The 17895-nt window shown below is 43.6% G+C and carries 15 protein-coding genes; 5 read left to right on the top strand and 10 right to left on the bottom strand.

The features are described 5' to 3' along the window. Positions 1 to 3: 3 nt before the first annotated feature. From Q0R52_RS02410 to Q0R52_RS02400, 3 genes are all read left to right on the top strand, one after another. On the top strand, positions 4 to 1575 hold the full coding sequence (locus Q0R52_RS02410) for a bifunctional GNAT family N-acetyltransferase/carbon-nitrogen hydrolase family protein (RefSeq protein ID WP_295791753.1): 1572 nt from the start codon (positions 4 to 6) through the stop codon (positions 1573 to 1575). Between the two features lie 471 nt (positions 1576 to 2046). Next, on the top strand, positions 2047 to 3906 hold the full coding sequence (locus Q0R52_RS02405; RefSeq protein ID WP_295791751.1) for a hypothetical protein: 1860 nt from the start codon (positions 2047 to 2049) through the stop codon (positions 3904 to 3906). 372 nt (positions 3907 to 4278) lie between these two features. Next, on the top strand, positions 4279 to 6105 hold the full coding sequence (locus tag Q0R52_RS02400; protein WP_295791748.1) for a phospholipase D-like domain-containing protein: 1827 nt from the start codon (positions 4279 to 4281) through the stop codon (positions 6103 to 6105). 249 nt (positions 6106 to 6354) lie between these two features. Here Q0R52_RS02400 and Q0R52_RS02395 read toward each other — a convergent pair whose 3' ends face one another. From Q0R52_RS02395 to Q0R52_RS02380, 4 genes are all read right to left on the bottom strand, one after another. Continuing rightward, complete coding sequence (locus tag Q0R52_RS02395) at positions 6355 to 6498, bottom strand: hypothetical protein (RefSeq protein WP_295791746.1); 144 nt, start codon at positions 6496 to 6498, stop codon at positions 6355 to 6357. 206 nt (positions 6499 to 6704) lie between these two features. Continuing rightward, a complete protein-coding gene (locus Q0R52_RS02390) occupies positions 6705 to 7628 on the bottom strand; it encodes a hypothetical protein (RefSeq protein WP_295791744.1) in 924 nt (307 codons plus the stop codon). Continuing rightward, a complete protein-coding gene (locus tag Q0R52_RS02385) occupies positions 7625 to 8782 on the bottom strand; it encodes a hypothetical protein (RefSeq protein WP_295791742.1) in 1158 nt (385 codons plus the stop codon). The genes Q0R52_RS02390 and Q0R52_RS02385 overlap by 4 nt, the downstream gene beginning before the upstream one ends. Before the next feature lie 26 nt (positions 8783 to 8808). Continuing rightward, complete coding sequence (locus Q0R52_RS02380) at positions 8809 to 10071, bottom strand: OmpA family protein (protein WP_295791740.1); 1263 nt, start codon at positions 10069 to 10071, stop codon at positions 8809 to 8811. A 125-nt stretch (positions 10072 to 10196) separates the two neighbouring features. Between Q0R52_RS02380 and Q0R52_RS02375 the strand changes: the two genes are divergently transcribed. Then, entirely contained in the window at positions 10197 to 12224 is a 2028-nt protein-coding gene (locus tag Q0R52_RS02375) for a sensor histidine kinase (RefSeq protein ID WP_295791739.1), read from the top strand. Then, the gene (locus Q0R52_RS02370) at positions 12221 to 12835 is read left to right on the top strand and encodes a response regulator transcription factor (protein ID WP_295791737.1); all 615 of its coding nucleotides are present in this window, start codon (positions 12221 to 12223) and stop codon (positions 12833 to 12835) included. Before Q0R52_RS02375 ends, Q0R52_RS02370 begins: the two co-directional genes overlap by 4 nt. A 305-nt stretch (positions 12836 to 13140) precedes the next feature. On the opposite strand, the gene Q0R52_RS02365 is transcribed toward Q0R52_RS02370, so the two are convergent. From Q0R52_RS02365 to Q0R52_RS02340, 6 genes are all read right to left on the bottom strand, one after another. Continuing rightward, positions 13141 to 13683 carry a cupin domain-containing protein gene (locus tag Q0R52_RS02365; protein ID WP_295791734.1) on the bottom strand — a complete coding sequence of 181 codons (543 nt, stop codon included), beginning with the start codon at positions 13681 to 13683 and terminating at the stop codon, positions 13141 to 13143. An 80-nt stretch (positions 13684 to 13763) separates the two neighbouring features. Then, positions 13764 to 14597, bottom strand: coding sequence for a helix-turn-helix domain-containing protein (locus tag Q0R52_RS02360; RefSeq protein ID WP_295791732.1), 834 nt, complete (start codon positions 14595 to 14597; stop codon positions 13764 to 13766). A gap of 55 nt (positions 14598 to 14652) precedes the next feature. Further along, positions 14653 to 15618, bottom strand: a complete 966-nt coding sequence (locus Q0R52_RS02355; protein WP_295791730.1) for a hypothetical protein — start codon at positions 15616 to 15618, stop codon at positions 14653 to 14655. 23 nt (positions 15619 to 15641) lie between these two features. Beyond that, positions 15642 to 16343, bottom strand: coding sequence for a hypothetical protein (locus Q0R52_RS02350; RefSeq protein WP_295791728.1), 702 nt, complete (start codon positions 16341 to 16343; stop codon positions 15642 to 15644). A gap of 71 nt (positions 16344 to 16414) precedes the next feature. Next, positions 16415 to 17284, bottom strand: coding sequence for an N-acyl homoserine lactonase family protein (locus tag Q0R52_RS02345; RefSeq protein ID WP_295791726.1), 870 nt, complete (start codon positions 17282 to 17284; stop codon positions 16415 to 16417). Between the two features lie 9 nt (positions 17285 to 17293). After that, positions 17294 to 17884 carry a DUF998 domain-containing protein gene (locus Q0R52_RS02340; RefSeq protein WP_295791724.1) on the bottom strand — a complete coding sequence of 197 codons (591 nt, stop codon included), beginning with the start codon at positions 17882 to 17884 and terminating at the stop codon, positions 17294 to 17296. Between the last annotated feature and the right edge of the window lie 11 nt (positions 17885 to 17895).

Here is a 17895-nt window from a genome sequence, read left to right as displayed (position 1 = left end):
TTGATGCAGAAAGGGACGATCATGAAAATGGAAAAAGAAGTTAAGAACGAGGATCTTAAAATAGAGTTACGTACCCTCACCAAGGATGATTATTTGGGCCTGAAAGCTTCAATGATAGAAGCCTACTCAGAATGGGAAGGCGCATCCTATTGGGGCGAAGAACATATTACCCAACTTGTCAGCATATTTCCTGAAGGCCAGATATGTATTTTAGTGAACGGTGCCATTGCCGGCTGCGCCCTCTCGCTGATAGTGGATTACGATAAATTTGGCGATAACCATACTTATGCTCAAATAACCGGCAACTATACCTTTTCAACGCACGACGAAGATGGAGATGTATTATATGGGATTGATTTTTTTGTACATCCCGACCACCGGGGCATGCGTATCGGGCGGAGGTTATATGATGCCCGTAAAGAAATTTGCGAACGGCATAACCTGCGGGCGATAATCGCAGGGGGCCGCATCCCAAAATATAAGGACTATGCTGATAAGCTTACACCTAAAGCCTATCTCGAAAAAGTAAAGGGTAAAGAAATCCACGATCCTACGTTATCATTTCAATTGGCTAATGATTTTCACGTACGAAAGATATTAAAGGGCTATTTACCCGGAGATACGCAGTCGCTTGAATATGCGTCATTGCTTGAATGGAACAATATTTATTATAACGAAGAAGCTGCGCATATCAACTCCAAAAAATCTATTGTACGGTTGGGCCTGGTTCAATGGCAAATGCGGCCTTTCGAAAACATGGAGTCGTTATGCGAGCAGATCGAATTTTTCGTTGATGTGATCAGCGACTACCAAAGCGATTTTGTGTTATTTCCGGAGCTGTTTAATGCGCCGTTGATGACGGCCTATAACCACTTAAGCGGAGCCGGGGCAATGCGCGAAATAGCAAATTTTACCATCCCATTGCGCGACAAGTTTATGGAGTATGCCATTAGTTATAATATTAATATTATAACCGGCAGCATGCCGTACCTTGAAAATGGGGTGCTGCAAAATGTGGGCTACCTTTGCCGCAGGGACGGTTCGTACGAAATGTACCGGAAAATTCATTTAACGCCGGCCGAACAAAGCGCATGGGGAATGGTTGGCGGAGATCAAATTGCCACCTATGACACAGACTGCGGTAAAATTGGGATATTGATTTGTTACGATGTGGAGTTTCCGGAGCTGCCCCGTCTTTTGGCAGAACAAGGTATGCAAATCCTGTTTGTGCCTTTCATGACTGACACTCAAAACGGCTATACCCGTGTTAGGAGTTGCGCGCAGGCCAGGGCTATTGAAAATGAGTGCTATGTGGCCATAGCCGGCAGCGTAGGCAACCTGCCCAAAGTCCATAACATGGATATACAATATGCACAGTCGGCAGTTTTTACGCCTTCCGATTTTTCCTTCCCAACTAATGGTATAAAGGCCGAAGCTACACCTAATACGGAAACTACACTGATTGCCGATGTTGATGTGGATTTACTAAAGGAGCTCCATAACTTCGGAGCGGTCAGAAACCTCAAAGACCGGAGACTGGACATTTATAAGATCATTAACAAAAGCAAGAAATAGTATATCGGTTTTTTTCTGCTTTACGCCGTCCGGGAGTATTGTCTTTTTCGCTGACGCTTCCGCTGCGGCCGCTTTTTCGCTGCCGCAAGACTCACGTCTTGTGGCACTCCCTACGCCGGTTCACGCGTCCCGCTTGAACCCAAACAACCAGTCAGCGTCCCGCTGACATTACCAAATAATCTGCCCGCAAAGCGTTCCATTTTTACACGCGGAACACCCGGAACACTGTGAAACATGCTCATTTTCAGGTGTTTTAATTTTAAGCGATTTCCAAATCAATGTAAGTTTGGATAAATGTACCGCTGAACCGCCGGGCTACTACTTATAAATATCTACCCAATCGCCGGTATTGATAGCCTTAAAATGTCCGGGTATCTTTAACATAAAGATTATTCAAATTTTTATTACTGTTTAACATAGGTGCGCTGGTTAAAAACCGCTTAAATTTTTTACCCTAATAAATTTAGAGCTATGAAAAAATTGTTATTACAACTATTGGCGGCAATATTGCCCATCGCCGGTTTTGCACAAAACACTCCTGTGGCTGATGCGGCAAAGGCAAAAGAAATACAAAACACTGTAGTTTATCTTTTAACAAAAGCAGAAAATAATTTTGAGGGAATGCGCGGCGCCGAGGTCACCAAAGAGGAAACGTTTGTTATGTATACGGCAACAGCCGAACCAAAAATGTATGCCCAAAATTATTATATAACCTATGTAAACAACAGCAAGCGGAGTTTTTACATGGCTTATTACACTGATCCGAAAGATATAGTGGTCGCGAAAGCGGCAATAACGGATATTCCAAAATTGGGAGATAAATGGAAAATAGAAGCGGTGAAAGGTAACAGCAACGCCGTAAATATCTCCTATCTGTATTATAACGGGGCAAGGGTAGGTCAACTTCGGGATGATTTGACGGCAAAATCTTTTGCGTTTTCCATTGGCTTATTTGACAATACGGTGAATGCTCCGGCAAAAACTACCGCCGCGGCAACGGAACCGGTAAAGACAACAAGTCCCGAAGCCGCGAAAATCAAAGAGATACAGGGTGCTATTGCCGACCTCGTATCAAAAGCCACTTCCAATTTTGAAACTATTAAAGGTTCTGAAAACGAAAGCAGCCTTTATTCAGTCATGTATAACGTGACTGCAGCACCAAAACTATATGCACAGGCCAATTATGTAAATTATTGTAAAGCAAATGGCAGGAGCTATTTTATGGCCTATTATATGATGCCAAAGGAAGATATAGATGTTGTTTTATCGGCATTTGTAAACATGCCCGACTATGGCAGCAAATGGAAATTTGAACAGGTAAAAAAGGAGGATAAATACGACGATGAAAGCATGTTTGTAAACTTGGCATATTTGTATTACGACGGTGTTAAAGTGGCCCAACTACGCAAAAGCGAACGGGGTGATCCCAGTGAATATTTCTTCCTGCTTACAATAGGGCTGTTTGATAAAACAAGCGTCATAAAACCGGCATACGATCCAATTACCCATCCATTGCATACCTATCTGCAATCGCAGCATTTAACAGTTTCGAATAATATGATCACGGTGAAAAATTGGGGGCCAAAATTTGATGGTGAGTATGATGTAACCAAACTGGCAACAGACAGTTGCGTATCCGGCAACTGTACCGATGGGCACGGCCGCAAGGTTTTGGCATCCATCAGCAACAACATTCCTCACATACGCATTATGGAAGGCAAGTTTAAAAACAAGGTGTTTTTGGGCGATGGTGATATGCTGATAGATGGCGAGGGGCCGGTTGTTGACGGCACCTATGAGCTTGGAAAGTTCAAGGTAAGCTATACGCATAATACGCTGGAGTCAAGTGCCGTTTTTTATCCGAAAGATTTTAACGAAAAAATTGAAGGTATCTTTAACGGCTATTTAGATGGTGGCATAGGTAAAGCACTGCCAACTTATCAAAAATTTGTGGTTTGTGAATTTAGGCCGGCTTATGATGGCAAAAACAAGAGCGCATCGAAATGGAATAATGAAATATATTCAAAAGATGTTGATTTGGGCCCCGCTGTGTTTTACCTTTCAAAGGAATATATGGCTGCGTACGACAAAATGAAAGCAAGTACAAACCAACAGGAATATACAAACAACCCGTCACCAACCCCCGGAAGAAGATCAGGCGGGCAAACCCAGGCATCGCCGATAAGGCGTATGTGCGGTGCTTGCAGCGGCACCGGCAAAACATATCATAACGTAACAGAGTACACCTACTATGGCAATAACAGGGTTGCAAACAGCCGCCGCGTCCCCGAAACCTGCGGCGCCTGCCATGGGTCTGGCTATGTACAATAATGCAGATAAAAACAGATGAAATGGCTGGAGGAATGTATTAACCGGTTTCTGATTACATTTGGTGATACCGCCGCCCACAAAGCGTTCCATTTTTACACGCGGAACACCCGGAACGCTATGAAACACGCTCATTTTCAGGTATTTTAGTTTTGCGCGATTTTCAAATTAATGCTAATTTGGATAGATGTAGCATGTTTATGTAGTTATAGACTATGGTTATAATAGTCCTATTTACAAACTTCAGACAGCGGGGTTAAGCCATCCCCTGTTTATTTTAAATATCTGTTGCAAATGAGAAGTATCTTGCTATATTTGATACTGATAATCAGTATGCTGATGCAGCCTGATCCTTAAACCGTAACCTCAAATCACATGAATAAGAACGCCTTTGCTTTTTCCAATAACGATGTCATCACCATCGCCTGGAGTTTCGGCGAAAAGCCTGTCGGCTGCGTCGGGTTCGCCATTTACCGTATAGACAATAAAGACAAAGAGGAAGCGCTGCCGAACAAGGCGGTTTTTCGGAACACGATCGATCCCGGAGACAAGTCCTCCGAAAAGTTTCCGATCCAGAAATTCTATTGGAAGGATGTCTACGCGCGACTGGAGGCAGAAAGAACCGGCAACCGGACGTTCACTTATAAGATCGTTCCCATGGAAGGTGTGCCCGGTAACTTCAAGCCAATGACCACCTTTGATGCGCTGCTGACCGCGCCGGTTACCATTTCACCAGATGTTGGTAATAAAATGAAAGCGTACTTCAACCGGGGCATCATTTCAACCCAACGTGTGGCGAATTATCTAAAGAAAACTCATGACAGCCGTAAGCTCGGCGATATTGTTGCCGAATATCCCGGTGCAAATGAGCTTCGGGATAGCCTTTCTGGCGATATGATTGAAGCGCTGACGGAATTCCTGGGACGGGCGAAAGTATCCGGTAAGATATATGCCGGCTTGTATGAGCTGCACGACAAGCAGCTTGTAGAAGGCCTTTGCGGCCTCGGAAGCCGCCTCAGCGTCGTGCTTTCCAATTCCGTTGCAAAGGAACCCGACCCGGCAGGCGGCACTCATGTTAACCGAAAGGGCAAGACCGTCGATAACACACTAACCGTCGACGCGAATGATGCAGCGCGGCAGTCGCTGATCGCATCTCATGCGGATCATTATGCCAGGGTAATGCCGAACGGTCATATCGGGCACAATAAATTTCTGGTATACGAAGACGATCATGGCGTAGCCCGGGCCGTACTATTCGGTTCGACTAACTGGACACCGACAGGGCTTTGCACCCAAACCAACAACACAATGGTGATTGACGATCAGGGGCTTGCTGAACGCTACCGTGCATACTGGAATCAACTCAAGGATGATACGATTGCGGCGGGCCACAAAAAAACCGATCTTCAGGGCAGCGTATTCAGGGATTGGAACAGCCGAGGAGAAACGCTGACTATAGACGGCCTGAAAGCACAAAGCTGGTTTTCTCCGAATACGCCCAAAGCGCGTTCAAGTCAGCACACAAATGAAGCGCGGCCTGTAGATATGGCTAGTGTGATAGAAGCCATCAAGTCTGCCGAGCAAGCCATTCTGTTCCTGGCTTTTTACCCGGGTTCGCCTTCTATCGCCAACTGGGTGGCGGATGCGGTTAAAGTAAAAAAGGACCTGTTCGTCCGGGGAATGGTTACCAATGATTCCGCTTCGGAAAGTTTTTATTATGAACTGGTTGATGAGGTGCCGCCCAAGCGGGTAAAAGGACAGTCTGCCAAAGAGGATAGCCGCGTTGAAGCTGCAGAGGCTTTTGACGGGACCGTTATGCCGGAAGGCTGGATCAAAGAGATACTGAGCGCTGGATTTGCCATTATTCATGACAAAGTGATGGTGATAGACCCGTTCTCGAAGAATTGCAAAGTCATAACCGGCAGCCATAACCTCGGGCACAAAGCCTCTTACGATAATGACGAAAATTTGGTAATCATAGAGGGTAACCGCAAACTGGCGCTGGCATACACCACGCATGTGCTGGATATCTACGATCACTTCAATTACCGCATTTACTATAAGAAACACGGCAATGGCTCAAATGCCTTTCTTGAACCGGATTCTGAAAAATTTTTGCAGCGCTACTTTAAAGGTACTGCCGAGCCGTTGAGCGCCGAGCTTCGTTTTTGGATGAACGGCGCGTTACAAATGGCAAAATGATAATTTATAACTGGCGTTAGGGAAATGCCCGCTGTAGACTGCGTCTACGAACCAATATGCCTGGAGACTCTGTCTCCAGTGCGCAGATAGATAGTGGTATATCCCCGTTTTATAATGGATTGCATCTTTCGGGTTTGGGCGGTTGATATACTTCAGCGTTTGTCATAACTCAAACGAGTAAAAAATGAAAAATCTGCATGCCAATATCCGATATGGCATGCAGATTTAAACAACAAACAAATCTTTAAATTATATTGAAAAACTGCGGGTCATAGATACAGACACCTGGTTGAAAATGTCGGTTATAGTCACCCAGGCTGTATAACTACCGCTGCCCCCAAAGCGTTCCATTTTTACACGCGGAACACCCGGAACGCTGTGAAACATCCTCATTATCAGGTGTTTTAATTTGTATATATCAGCGACTTCGAAGATAATAGTTTTATTTATAAACTACGAACAACGGGGGAAATGATGCCCTATACTGTAAACATAAAGCCGTTTTAATAAAACAAAATTAAAAAATACTCAATAATCAACACAGAATGTTTCCTGTTAAGAAGACAGCGTTTGCCGGAATATTATAGATTTTGGATCTGCTAATTAAACGGATACAATGAATCCGTATGCTTTACTTTTAAATTCACCGCTGGTTGTATGTTGGGATTTGTATTTTCATCCACCACACCTTCCCAATGCCGTACGGTATTTTCAAAGCCGACGGGCCTCATCAAATTTAAAGGTGATGTTGTAATATTAAAAGGTATGGTTTCGTTTTCCTGGTCCGGTTCAAAACTGTTGCTTTTGCTCAACTCGCCACCCAAATACACTTTCATCCCGATATCAGATGTCGATAGCTTGCCGTTTAAATTAAAAGTTATATTGCCAATTGCGCTTATAATCAGTCTGCCGCTTGTTATTGCAAGTAATTCGCCTTTGCCGGGTAAAACTTCATACTTGAATATCTCTGGGTGGCAACTGCTTACATCATTTATTTCCATTGGCCGGCGTTTTGGCGCCTCTGCCGATACTTTTACATACAGGTCATCGCCAAGTTCGAACGGCGCCGAATCTACCTGCTCCATAGTATAAGCAACCGTTCCGTTTGCACCGGCACACAGGTGTTGGGTAAACTCATCGGTACGCAGCAGCCATTTGGTGGCAATAACATAGATATTTTTTACCGCGATAATTTTCTCGCCTTTAGCGTTTTTTATACTTGCCGATATGGCAATACCCGGTTTGGCTGGCATTGCAGCCGGGGCATTGTATTTATAAATACCTGCGGCTGATTGGGTTATGGTACCAAATTCACTATTGCCATTGGCAACGCCGTTTACAAAAATTGCATCGGGCAAAATTTTTAGAGGTTTGCCATTTTCTTTTACCTGTACGGTTACCGGCAACACCTCGTTAGGGAAAACCACGTTTTGCGCATGCTTTACTGTCGCAGTAATGCTTAACTGCTGCGCAGGCAGCAAACCCGGCATCGTCATTAATAAGGCTATTATGATTTTTTTCATTTCAGTTCGGTTATCCATTGTTTAACAATCTCCCTGGCCGAGCCGGTAAACGCCTCGCCACGGCGGAAATAAAACTTCCAGGCATAACTCTTGCTCTCAAAGGCCAGGTTTGCAAATATTTTGTATTTGCCGTTGTCTTTCAGCGTGGCTTTAAAATCCATACCATCGGTAAGCGATAAAAATTGCTGTAATATAGGTTTCAGATGTAAATAAGGATTACGCAAATTTTTACGGGCCTGCACGTCCTCATCCTTTAAATTGGCCATTTCTTCCTGTATTTTCTTCTCGCGCACAAAGTCGACATAGGCTATTTCAAAGGCGGCATTGCTAACCTTCTTTTTGTCAAACACCTGCGTGTACATTAGTTTTTCCGCCTCGTATCTTTGTTTATCCGCCAGTGTTATTTTTTTATGTTCTGCCGATGCACCTGCCGACCATAGCTTCATGTCTTCGTTAATGCTGTTTAGCTGTACGTTTATTCCGTCAATTTCGTCCAGTACATCCTGGGTATGTTTATAGCTAACATAGGCCGCTTTAAAGATTTCATCGCCAGCGGGTTCCTTAGCCTCAACTATTTTAATAGCTATGAGGATACTTACCGCTTTTTGCTTTTCGTCCTTTATCCTTTTTATAGCTCCCGGCGGGATACCTTTTTCCTTCAGGCGATTATCGGCATCGGTGATATTATCAGCAGCGCTGTTTTTTATGCTGTTTACGTCCTCCACCATGTCGTCCTTAGTTTTGCTTTCGTCCAGCACAGCTGATAAAGTATTTCCTACATTATCGGCTGCCAACTCGTGGATATTATTGGCTTTAAACCATTTTTGACTGGTTATCCAGGCCTCCCATTGCTGTTGAAAGTACGGCGATTGTATTGTTTGCATAATCTCCGCTTTAGATTGCAGCAAGGTGGTTTTATAATTTGCTGTACCAACGGCTTTAAACTGGTCGAACGTAACATCCAGTCCAAATTTCCCGGCTTCGTATGTCGAAATATTTAAAAACGAGCCTGGCTCTTCGCTTTTCATCTCGGCCAGTAGCCTGTCGCTAAACTGTTCTTTGGTAAGATGTACCGTCGACAATACATCGAAGGCTGCAAAGGAACTTAGCATAACAATTGCGGCTATGGGAATAAAGTATTTAAATTTTTTCATTACAATCCTTTTACCAGCAGGAATAATTACATTTTTACAAACTCAACCCGGCGGTTATTGGCTTTACCCTCAATGGTGGCATTATCGCTTAGCGGCTTGGTATCGCCCAGGCCTTTGGTACTAAGGCGCGATTCTTCGACACCCATTTTTACCAGTTGTGCCTTTACAGCCGCTGCTCGTTGTTGCGACAAGGCAAGGTTATGGCCTGCACCGCCCGAATTATCTGTATGCCCATCAACCTCAAATTTCAACTCGGGATTGTCTTTTAATATCTGAACAATGCCATTCAGCGTGCCCATGCTTTCAGGCTTAATGGTCGATTTATCGATATCGAAATTGATGCCGTGGGTAACTATTTTTGCATCGGTAAATTTCTTGCCTATCATATTCATGCCGCCGCCGTTGGCAATTTTTACGGTTGAAAATATTATAGGTGCACTCTCGCTTCCCCCGCCGTCAAATAATAACCTGAAAGGCTTGTTTTCAAGGTTAGGATTAACACAAACGCGGAACTGGTCGACGTAAGCCTTCATTTGGCCATTTTTATATACCATAGCGGCATGGTGCCATTTGTTTTCAAACCCGTTCAATAAATCTTCGGGGTAGGTTTTGGTGAGTTCACCAATCTTTACATCGCCAATTCCAAACACCACGCGGAAAGGCCAGTCATAGCCGGCAGCCACATCCTTATAATAAAATTCCACGCCCGGCGCATCGCTAAAGGTGCCGTCGGCGGCTTTTTTAAATATGAAATCAAACTCAACGGTAAACTCTCCCGATAAGTAGTGGTCGGTTTTCATACGTGGCGCAACTTCGGCGTAGTTGCCCTCAGTTAACAGTAATGATGGTTTGTCGCCAACTTTATTTAAAACTGCCTGTCCTTTAAGCAATTTCCAGTGTGCCGGGAACTCGCCGTTTTGGTCGTCGGTAAAATGGTCTTCAAAAAGTATTTGCTCGCCCGCAATAAAATCATAGTTCTGGTAAGGCTTAAATGCAGCTGATGAGTCGGCGCGCCTCACGTTCGTGCTTACAGCAGGGGTGCTCGTACTGGCTTGGGGTGTCGGGGTTGCGGCAACCGCGTTATCCGGTTTCTTTTTCTTTTTAAACAATCCTTTTATAGCGCCGGCAGTTTTACCCACGCCATCGTCAATACTACTTTGGATATTACTGTTTACCGTATTTTCGGTGGAATTTTTTGCGACTGTCTTAGGATCAACTATTTGCGCTTTACAAAATAGCGCAGTTCCGCTTAAGGCAATTATGGCTGTGCAGGTGATTAGATTTTTCATGTTGGGTGAACTTGATTTTAGTTTACCAAATCTATTTTGCACGCCACTCATAACATATCCCTATATATAGGGAATTTTATCACAGAAATATTACTCACCTTTATATTAATATTTAAAAATGCTTAATGCACAACATTTTACAAAATATCTTATCCAAAAAACCTATTGCTATTAATACTTTATTTATCGTATTATTTATTTCATGCAGCGTTAGGGTTTATGGGCAGGAAAACTGGAAACAGCAGCGCAACCTGCTGCTCAAACAGCTGTCGGAAAATGTGGACGAACGCCAGAAAGCCGACAGGTTATTCAATTTAGGTGTAAACTATGAAGCCAACAACCCAGATTCGGCTGTTTATTATTATGAGGCCGGTAACAAGTTGAGTATTAAAATAGGCTATAATATCGGCAAGATGCGCTACCTCGCCTGTATGACGGAGGTGCTGGAGAACCAGGCGAAATACCCGGCTGCGCTTAAACTTTGCCTGCAGGCTATCGATCTCGCAAAAAAGATAAACAAACTACGCCTGCTGGCAGCCGCGTATAATAATACGGCCTCCATTTACGACGACCTTGGCAACAGGATTAAAACCCTCGAATATTTTCAACAGGCCATCAACCTGTACGAACAGCTAAAAACAAAAAGCGACAGCGCCAACCTGGCCACAGTTTACGGCAATGTGCTGGCCATTTATTCATCGCTCGAAATGCCGGAAAAGGCATATGCTTATGGCATTAAAGCAATCGCCTTTAGCCGTGCCACCAAAAACAACGACGCCCTGCTCGTGGCCTATGCCAATTTAGGCAGCGTGTTGGCAAAAATGAACCGCACAGATACTGCTATGGTGCTTATTGAACAGCAATATGAGCTGGCTAAAAGGTTGAACGATGAGTCGAACGCCATAAATGCCCTGGGTAGTATGAGCAGCATTTTATTGGCAACAAATAAACTGACCGCTGCAAAAGCAAATGCGGAAGAAATGCTATTGTTGTCTGCAAAAACAAAGGATGTAAAAGGGGTTGGGCTTGGCAACTATTTTTTATCGTTATATTATTTTAAGCTCAAGGATTACAACCCGGCCGGTTACTATGCCCGGCAGGCAGTTACCATTTTTACCGTTAATAAAATCAATAATGCTGATGTACACCTGCTGCTAAGCGATATCGCCCTTGCCACCGGCGATTTGCCAACCTATAACAAACAACGCGGCATCAGCGACTCCCTGCGGAACGTGGAAGTATCGGGCAAAATATTAAAATACAACCAGGAACTGCAAGTACAATACGCGGTAAGCAAAAAGGAGTCGGAGATAAAAAGCCTCCACGAGGAGCAAAATATTCAAAAATTAACTATAACACAACAAAAGATAATTAGTTGGGTGTTTGGCGGCTCGGTTATAATAGTTGGATTGATAGGCTATTTGTATTACCGGTATTATCGCCAAAAAAACAGGTTATTAGCCGTTGAGGACAAGGTGAAGCAACAGCGCATAACCGAACTGGAACAGGAACAAAAACTATTAGCAACCGAAACTATGTTACGCAGCCAGGAGGAAGAACGTAAACGAATCGCCAAAGACCTTCACGATGGACTTGGCGGCATACTATCAGGCGCAAAATTTTCATTAAGCAGCATGAAACAGAACTTTATACTAACACAGGAAAATGTACTTGCCTTTGAGCGAACCATGGAAATGCTCGACCAATCCATTACCGAACTCCGCCGCGTGGTGCACAATATGATGCCCGAAACGCTGTTGAAATTAACTTTTGATGAGGCCCTGGCAGATTATTGTCAGCAAATTACCAACAGTGGCGCGCTAAATGTAACTTACCAAAGCTTCGGCACGCAGAATGTGGAGTTTGACAATACCGTTAAAATAACCGTTTACCGTATGGCACAGGAACTGGTTAACAACGTAATTAAGCACGCCGGCGCATCAACTGGTATGGTGCAGTTGATTGTTAAAGGCAACGAGTTGAACCTCACCGTAGAAGACAATGGTAAAGGTTTTGATGTAGAAACGCTGCCCGAATCCACAGGGATAGGCTACAAAAGCCTGCTAAGCCGGGTCGGTTTTTTAAACGGGAAGATTGATATACAGAGCGTTAAAAACAAAGGAACACATGTTTACATAGAAGTACCGGTATGATAAATATAATTTTGGTTGAAGACCATCCGCTGGTTATTGCAGGTATAAATTTCATATTGGCTAACGAGCAAAACATCACATGCATGGCCAGTTGCGCCACAGCAACCGACCTTTACAGCCTGCTAAAAAACAACCAGCCCGATGTTATTTTGATGGATATCAACCTGCCAGATGCCAATGGTATAGAACTGTGCGCCGAGGTTAAAAAGAGATACCCGGCCATCCATATTTTGGCACTAAGCACCAACAATCAGCCAGGCATTATCAAAAAAATGATGAACAGCGGCGCCAGTGGCTACCTGCTGAAGGACGCGCCGAAGCAGGAAATCATCGAAGCCATTGAAAATGCGGTAAAAGGGAAAAACGTCTTTAGCCGTTCTGCCGCCCTGGCCATGCGCAAACCCGACCACCCGGACTTCCCCCCGCTCACCCGCCGCGAGCGCGAAATTTTAGAACTGATAGCAGACGGCTTTACCACCCAGGAAATTGCCGGCAGCTTGTTTGTTGATGTAACCACGATAGATTCACATCGCAAAAATATGATTGCAAAGTATAATGTGAAGAATACTACAGCGTTGGTGAAATTGGCGGTGGTACATCGTTTGATATAAGAGCCGGATAATATTTATATGCACGTATGCTCAAGTACTTCGCTTGAAAAGGCGTCTATGCATAGACGCAAACGGGTATGGAGCCTTTGTCTCCTGTGTGCAAATACATAGGGTATTTCCCCCGCTGCCGCAAGAGTTTTGCTTTTTCGCTACCACAAGACGCACGTCTTGTGGCTACCTATCAGCGAACCACAAGGCTGGAGCGGTAGCGAAGAAAAAACGCGGCAACATGGGCAAGCTTTCGAATTCTCGTTCAATTGATTTGAAACGTTTAGCGCGAAGACATTAACTGCAGGCAAATTAAACTAATCATACTTTAACGGGGGGCCAACAACATGAATATCATGGTCATCAAATAGTTTGGGATTGAGGTTTGCTTTGCTATCTCCGGCAGCCCTGAAAAAATCTTCCATTTTACCCGATGGTTGAAAAAAGAAGAAAACCCTGCCCTTATCTGATAATTGCGCAAAAGTATGCGGAACATCTCTAGGCAAAAATATGGTATCGCCGGCGGTAAGATTATGTTTTTCTTCTCCTACCTGGAACAGGAAATCCCCCTCCAAAATAAAAAATATTTCGTCCTGGAAAGGGTGAACATGTAATGGCGGCCCACCTTTTACATTACCTGTGTAAGTAAAGGCTGACAGGTCGCCATCGGTGTCTTTTGTGGAAACCTTAATATCATTAGGGCAATTGCCGCTTAGTACCGTCTTTTCGTTAAAGCGGCTCTCATTAGCTTTCACTACAAAACCTTTTCTAAGGCGCGGTTTCCTGAACCCGGTTTTTTGGCCGATAGCTAAAGCCGGGATACCTACTGCCCCTGCCAATAAAAAGTTTCTTCTTTGCATGGTTTTTAATTAAATTGTGATTGATAGTGAGGCAAATATGGGAGTAAACGATACCTGTTTAGTGGTAAAAAAACGACATTTTAATAAGTGTCGGCCTCCCCAAATTCTCTTTCCGGCGATTTAAGGTCGAGCGCGTGAAAGTCGGCCGGCGTTTTCTGTGTGAATGCCTGGTAATCTTTTACCAAATGCTGGTAATCGTAATACCCGCATTCAATAGCAATGGTAAACCAGCTTAAGTGCGGGTACATATTTTTCATCCGGAAAGCATTTTCAAAACGGATCACTTTGTTAAAATACCTAGGCGAAGCGCCCATACGTTCTATAAACTTCCGTTCGTACTGCCGCAGGCTCAAACAAGCTTCACCGGCAAGCCATTCTATACTCATATTTTCCTTTGTCCGCAACATCATATTACTGAGCCCATCCATACGGTGAAAATCTCTTGTACACCGTTTTATTTGCGCGGCCAGAAAACACTCAACTACCGTTACCATCTCCGGGTACCCCCTCGCATCATTAAGCTTGGCGTTTACCTCGGGTATGCCATTGCAAAAAATAGCTTCGGCATCTATATAACCGTTGTTAAGTTCGTTTGACGGTATTCCCGTTAAGCGATATAATGCCCCCGGACTAAACACCACCTGGAAAACTAAAAAATCCTTACCTACATAACGGTTAGTTACTTCGGTTTGCTGGCCAATAATAACCGCGTTTAAATTGCTTACCTTTTTGTCGCTATTGGCAAATTCAACACGTTCGGTATCCCGCGGGTAAAAACTTAAACAGTGCTCTGGCTTTGGCGGATAGGCCTTGAATGGTATCTTAGTAATATCGTCAAATACAAAATGCACGATCCTGTACACCCGTACAAATTCGGATAAGGCTGGGCTTGGTGCAAATTCCAGTAATACCATTAGCTTAAAGGTAGGTTAATTTTTTAACCACGTCCAGTAAATTACGCGCATGCATTTATCTGGTTTTTGTTTGAGATATACTTTCGCCGGCAATTTTCTGTTGCCCCACTTTTATAAACATCCACGCGGCAATTAAAGTTAATACCATTGCAGGCAATCCCCGGTATTGAAAATCGCTGTTAATGAGTTCTTCAATTTTGGCGCGCGAGTAATTGTGTGTCAGATAGCCCTGCAAATCTTTTGCTATATAAATAAAGCTGATAAAGAATATCCAAAAAATAGTAAGCCCGTAAATGCCGACCAGCCATTTAGGGATGCTTTTTGGCCGCAACCAAAACATAGGGATTGTTAACAGCATTGGGACGAAAGCCAGGATGAGCATCCAGATAAATTTTGTTGGCACGATAGCCTCCCTGAAAGCAAGCCAGTCTTTTGCGCCAACAGGAGTGTATAATGAGAAACTTACTAAGGCATCATAATTTATCGTCCAAAAGGTGAGACTAAAAAACAAGATAAACACCCAGCGGCTCAGCAATTTTATATCGCTTAAATACCTGTTCAGCAACCATAATCCCATTAAAACCTGCATTAAAGAAGGTATGATCTGGAAGTTTAAACTGACGCTTAGCAAGTGCTGGTAAAGCGTCGCATCAAAACCTTTTATCCATAGCGATAATTGAATTGGCAGTATAACAAACAACGTTGCACAAACGGACACAGCACTCAGCACGATAGTAACCCAAATTACCTGCCGTGGAAATGCGCCGGGCCGAAACCAAAGCATCAAAACGGATATGAACACCAACGCGACAGAAGAATAAATCATCAAAATTCTTGCCGAGGCATTAAACACACCCATATACTCATCATAATGCTCATTAATCTTAGAAAACGAAGGATAAATAATGAAATAATTAGATGTAATGGTACTGAAGTAGTAAAGGCTAACCAGGTAATAAGCGGTCATCACACCGATTATTTTCAGGTTAAGCGGATTTTGTTTTGGGTCTGAATGTGTCATGTTATTGGGTTTATAATAATTGGTCAAAAAAACAATTGCGAAAATTTGCCGGCAAATGCCTGCCATGGTGCAGATAGCTGAAACTGCCAGATCAAATGCATAGCAACCAAAATACCAAGGGTAACCAGGTAAGGTTTATATGGCCTTTTATTGATTGCGTCATAAATAATAAATCCTATTGCCAACGCATCTGTTAATAGCAGCGAGTATTCAATCGCCAGCGGAAACGGTACCCCGCCGTAAATGATCATTGCCCTGCCTACGCCGGGGCCCAGCATTAAAAAGGCCGTAGCTATCATATAGCGCATGTGGTAAGCACTGTTCTTTTTATAAACCAGGGCCAATATGTACAAAGCGCCGAAAGCGAAAATATCGGGCAGGTTCAATGCCAGGCCGGCAATGTTCTGTTCTTTCGGGATGGTGGGCGCCAAACGCTGAAACTGGCCTTTGGTAACTAAAAAAACAGAGAGTAACAGCAACGGCACCAGCACATAGGATACCTTGCCCAAATTGCGGTGCAGTTGATACTTTTTGTAGCGGATTAAAAATGGCTGAACAATAAGCATGGCAAACCAGCTTAACATCATGAACCCATGAAAGTGCTGCACGGTGGTTATACCATTAAAAGAAGGAAACAGGCCGAAATAAGTTCGGTAAAAGCCCCAGATAACAAAGGCTAAAATTACGACTACAAAGTAGCTCACATTTTGATAGGTTTTTTCCATGACGGGTTTGGTGTTTTATTTCAAAAATGACTTAAAAGCAAGCAGTTATGGTGGTAAAAAATCGGCATATTTTATTTTATTTTCACCACACCGTCCGTTACTTTCGGAAACTTTGAAAATACCAGCGGGTCGTGACCGGGAAGAATTAGGTCGATATTTTTTACCATGCCCCTCATCCTTTTTAGATTTTGTAGATAAGCCTTTTGGTCCAACGTTATCGGAATCGACAATAAATTAGCAAGGTTGTAGTATAAATAGCTATTATCTGACGCGATAATTACCTTAGCAGCCCCTGAAACTACCAATACATATTGGCACTCAAAAGTGTGTTTTGACCCAATAAACACGCGAACCCCAGGGGTGATCTCAACACTGTCACCTTTTACCAGGTTGAGTTTCCCCGTTAAATTCTTTTCAATTATTTTGTTTACATCTATCGGGTTAAATCCGTTATTCGGGTCTTCTCCTTTTTGCCATGCGGCACCAACAAAATAGTTAAAGTCTTCTTTTTGCATCCAAACCATGGCATTTGGAAAAAGATCGATACCGCCAATATGGTCCCAGTGCGGGTGGGTTATAATCACGTCGGTAATATCCCTTGGGTTGATGTTTATTTTCATCAGCATGGAATCGGGCCGGATGTAAGTAAATGCCTGCGAGGGATAAGGTTTAATTGGTTCGGTAAACCCGGCATCAACCAATATCAGTTTGCCATTATCGCCTTTCAATAAATAAATCATATAGCATACACCGGTGCTGTCTTTACTTGCCGAGCCAACAGCCATAGCCGCAATAGGCACTTTGAAATTAAGCGAAGCAAATTTTAAAGCATAAATTTGATAATTGGGACTTTGGCTAAATACGTTGCCGCCGGTTATGGAGAGCAGCAACACCAAAACAAAAAGCCTGAATCTTAATCTGAAATTTTCGGGGGTTATCATATTTGATTTTTAAATTGAATTAATATAAAGTTGCCTGCTAACCAGTACCAGCCAGCTTACATCCCAAACTATCAGTATTCTTTCGGTGAGCCCCCTTAATGAGGGCGGGCTGAAGAGGAAAACAATGAACATAGCAATGCCCAACCCGCCGAACACCCATGATGTTTTTGCCACAGTAAGCCAGTTATCATTCCTGGTAAAAGTAAAACCCCAGGCAAGCATAGAGATACCCAGGTTCACTAAGGCAATTAGCGCCGAAAAGCCATGAATTAAGCCCTGCGGTGTTGGTGGCGTGCCCGGCAGGTCGGTAGTGAATATTGAAAAAAGGAAAGCGCCGGTACACCAAATACATAAAGTAACAATGGCGGTTTTAGATGCTTTAATGCTGTTTAATAAACCGATGAGCAGGCATAGCGAGCCTGTTGCGAGACAAAAGAAGCCAAGCGTCATCAGCCAGCCATAGTTACCTACCGCGTATTCGCTCACAAAGCTGCCGGCGATGCTTTTATCCGGGCGGATAAAATGCATTAAAGTAAAAATGAACAGGAAAAACAGGTTGCTGTACAAACCAGCAATTGCTAACGTTTTGCCGTATCTCATAGGGTTGGTGT

The sequence above is a fragment of the Mucilaginibacter sp. genome, from assembly GCF_025359345.1.
Taxonomy (GTDB): domain Bacteria; phylum Bacteroidota; class Bacteroidia; order Sphingobacteriales; family Sphingobacteriaceae; genus Mucilaginibacter.
The sequence above is the reverse complement of the archived record's forward strand: the minus strand, read 5'-3'. Positions and strand labels throughout refer to the sequence as shown.

Excerpts from the sequence above, each read along its gene's own strand:
- Q0R52_RS02410 (WP_295791753.1), top strand. The coding sequence starts at position 4 with ATGCAGAAAGGGACGATCATGAAAATGGAAAAAGAAGTTAAGAACGAG.
- Q0R52_RS02405 (WP_295791751.1), top strand. The coding sequence starts at position 2,047 with ATGAAAAAATTGTTATTACAACTATTGGCGGCAATATTGCCCATCGCC.
- Q0R52_RS02400 (WP_295791748.1), top strand. The coding sequence starts at position 4,279 with ATGAATAAGAACGCCTTTGCTTTTTCCAATAACGATGTCATCACCATC.
- Q0R52_RS02395 (WP_295791746.1), bottom strand. The coding sequence starts at position 6,498 with ATGAGGATGTTTCACAGCGTTCCGGGTGTTCCGCGTGTAAAAATGGAA.
- Q0R52_RS02390 (WP_295791744.1), bottom strand. The coding sequence starts at position 7,628 with ATGAAAAAAATCATAATAGCCTTATTAATGACGATGCCGGGTTTGCTG.
- Q0R52_RS02385 (WP_295791742.1), bottom strand. The coding sequence starts at position 8,782 with ATGAAAAAATTTAAATACTTTATTCCCATAGCCGCAATTGTTATGCTA.
- Q0R52_RS02380 (WP_295791740.1), bottom strand. The coding sequence starts at position 10,071 with ATGAAAAATCTAATCACCTGCACAGCCATAATTGCCTTAAGCGGAACT.
- Q0R52_RS02375 (WP_295791739.1), top strand. The coding sequence starts at position 10,197 with ATGCACAACATTTTACAAAATATCTTATCCAAAAAACCTATTGCTATT.
- Q0R52_RS02370 (WP_295791737.1), top strand. The coding sequence starts at position 12,221 with ATGATAAATATAATTTTGGTTGAAGACCATCCGCTGGTTATTGCAGGT.
- Q0R52_RS02365 (WP_295791734.1), bottom strand. The coding sequence starts at position 13,683 with ATGCAAAGAAGAAACTTTTTATTGGCAGGGGCAGTAGGTATCCCGGCT.
- Q0R52_RS02360 (WP_295791732.1), bottom strand. The coding sequence starts at position 14,597 with ATGGTATTACTGGAATTTGCACCAAGCCCAGCCTTATCCGAATTTGTA.
- Q0R52_RS02355 (WP_295791730.1), bottom strand. The coding sequence starts at position 15,618 with ATGACACATTCAGACCCAAAACAAAATCCGCTTAACCTGAAAATAATC.
- Q0R52_RS02350 (WP_295791728.1), bottom strand. The coding sequence starts at position 16,343 with ATGGAAAAAACCTATCAAAATGTGAGCTACTTTGTAGTCGTAATTTTA.
- Q0R52_RS02345 (WP_295791726.1), bottom strand. The coding sequence starts at position 17,284 with ATGATAACCCCCGAAAATTTCAGATTAAGATTCAGGCTTTTTGTTTTG.
- Q0R52_RS02340 (WP_295791724.1), bottom strand. The coding sequence starts at position 17,884 with ATGAGATACGGCAAAACGTTAGCAATTGCTGGTTTGTACAGCAACCTG.